This is a genomic window from Coleofasciculus sp. H7-2, assembly GCF_042747725.1.
Lineage (GTDB): Bacteria > Cyanobacteriota > Cyanobacteriia > Cyanobacteriales > FACHB-T130 > FACHB-T130.
This window is the reverse complement of sequence record NZ_JBHZGO010000005.1, coordinates 1-2,402: the sequence shown is the minus strand read 5'-3', so window position 1 is coordinate 2,402 and position 2,402 is coordinate 1. Positions and strand designations below refer to the sequence as shown.

The window sequence follows — 2,402 nt, the reverse complement described above, 5'->3', positions numbered from 1 at the left end:
GCACCATTTCTCAAAGCATGGAGGCATTGCGTCGGGTGTAGTTTCCTTCATGGGTATTTTTCAACGTGAACTTCTTATCTGGCATGGATCATAACTCATTTGGTTTTAATTCATTGTTTAAGTCCCGGTAATATCCTCAACCTGCTTGTTCAATTGCAAAAAGATTTAACAGGTTATGACTTCTCCCACCTCACCCTCTGGCAGGCTGATTTGCGAGAAGTAAATTTACATCAGGTCAATCTTGCTCATACCGACCTGTCCAAAACTGTATTTACAGAACCCTTGAGCTTCGCCCTAACCGTTGCCTTTAGCCCAGACGGAGAACTGCTGGCGACCGGGGATACTAACCGCGAGGTGCGGGTGTGGAGAGTGGTAGATGGGAAAAATTTACTGACCTGCCAAGGACACACCAATTGGGTTTGGTCGGTCGCTTTCAGTCCTCAAGGTAATATCCTGGCGAGTGGCAGCGATGATAAGACGATCAAACTGTGGGATTTCAAGACAGGGCAATGCCTCCAGACTTTGCAAGAACACGCCCACCAGGTCTGGTCGGTCGCCTTTAGTCCCGATGGTCAAACCTTAGCCAGCGGTAGTGAGGATCGAACTGTAAAATTGTGGGATGTCAAGTCAGGACAGTGCTGCCGAACGCTTCAGGGGCATGAGAATTGGGTGCGATAGCGAAGCGCCGACCTGTCGGTTCGCTTGCCTTCAGCCCTGACGGAAAAACCTTGGCAAGTGGCAGCGACGATCAAACCATTAAACTGTGGGATCTCAAGACAAGTCAATGTTACCAAACCCTGCAAGGACACGCTGAGCGAGTCTGGTCGGTCGCCTTTAGCCCGGATGGTCAAACCTTAGCCAGCAGTAGTAGCGATCGCACCATTAAACTTTGGAATTTTAAGACGGGGGAATGCCGCCGAACTCTCAAAGGACATGGAAATTGGGTGCGATCGCTCGCCTTCAGTCCCGATGGTCAAACTGTAGCAAGTGGCAGTGAAGACCGCACCGTTAAGCTGTGGCGAGTTCGGACTGGGGAATGCTACCAGACATTATGGGGACACCAAAATTGGGTGCGGTCGGTGGCGTTCAGCCCGAATGGAGAAATCCTCGCAAGCGGTAGCGGCGATCATACCGTTAAGTTGTGGCATTCCCCGACAGGTAAATGTCGCAGAACACTACAGGGTTATGCTAACCGAGTGCGATCGCTGGCATTAAGTCCGGATGGTCGTATTTTGGCAAGTGGGAACGACGATCGCACGGTTAAATTGTGGGATCCCAGCACCGGGAAATGCGTTCAAACCTTACAGGGTCACACCAGCTCAGTCTCTGCTGTTGCCTTTAGCCCAGACGGTCGCACTCTCGCCAGTGGGAGTGGCGACCAAATGGTGAAGCTTTGGGATCTTGGCACCGGACTTTGTTGCAAAACCTTGAAAGAGCATACTTGCGGGATCTGGTCGGTTGCCTTCAGCCCCGATGGTCGAACCCTTGCCAGTGGCAGTGATGACCAGACGGTGAAGCTTTGGGAGCTTGACACCGGACTTTGCCAACGCACCTTGCAAGGACACGACAGTTGGGTTTGCGCGATCGCTTTCAGTCCGGATGGTCAGACTCTGGCGAGTGGAAGTTACGACCAAACGGTGAAGCTTTGGGACGTGCAGACGGGACAATGCTCTCAGACATGGCAGGGACACACCAATTGGGTTTGGTCAGTTGTCTTTAGCCCAGATGGTCAAACCTTGGCGAGTGGAAGTGGCGACCACAGTATTAAGTTATGGGACGTGCGGACAGGAGAGTGCCGACGCACCTTGGCAGGACATACCAGCCGAGTTTGGTCAGTTGCATTCAGCCCAGATGGTCAAATCCTTGCCAGTGCTAGTAGCGACCAGACGGTAAAGCTTTGGGATGTGCAAAACTGTTCTTGTCTTCATACCTTGCATGGACACACCAATTTAGTCTGGTCAGTAATCTTCAGCCTTGATAGCCGCAGGGTAGCGAGTGGCAGCCAGGATGAAACGATTAAACTTTGGGACGTGCGGACGGGTGAGTGTGTAAACACCTTGAGGGCCGATCGACCCTATGAGGGAATGAATATCACCGGAGTAACCGGATTAACAGACGCCCAAAAGGCTGCATTGAAGGCGCTGGGGGCAGTAGAAACCGGAAGTCGGGGAGAGAATCAGCCCCGATTCTTGACTCCTCTAATCGGACGACAGGGGGAATGGGCGACTATCTGTAATTGGATGGCATCTGATACCCGAACGGCTATTTCAGAAATCGGCGTTGCATAATAAAGTATGAATTCAAGGTGCTTAGCCATGCAATGTCCTCGTTGTGGTTCTACTCATACCCGTAAGAATGGTGTGAAGCAAGGTAAGCAAAATCACATCTGTGCGGAATGTGGT

At 51.5% G+C, this 2,402-nt stretch carries 1 pseudogene; it reads left to right on the top strand.

Going from position 1 to position 2,402, the window contains the following annotated elements:
• Positions 1-126 precede the first annotated feature (126 nt).
• Positions 127-2,156 (top strand): annotated as a pseudogene (locus ACFW2W_RS01335) (pentapeptide repeat-containing protein); the annotation flags it as partial.
• Positions 2,157-2,402 lie beyond the last annotated feature (246 nt).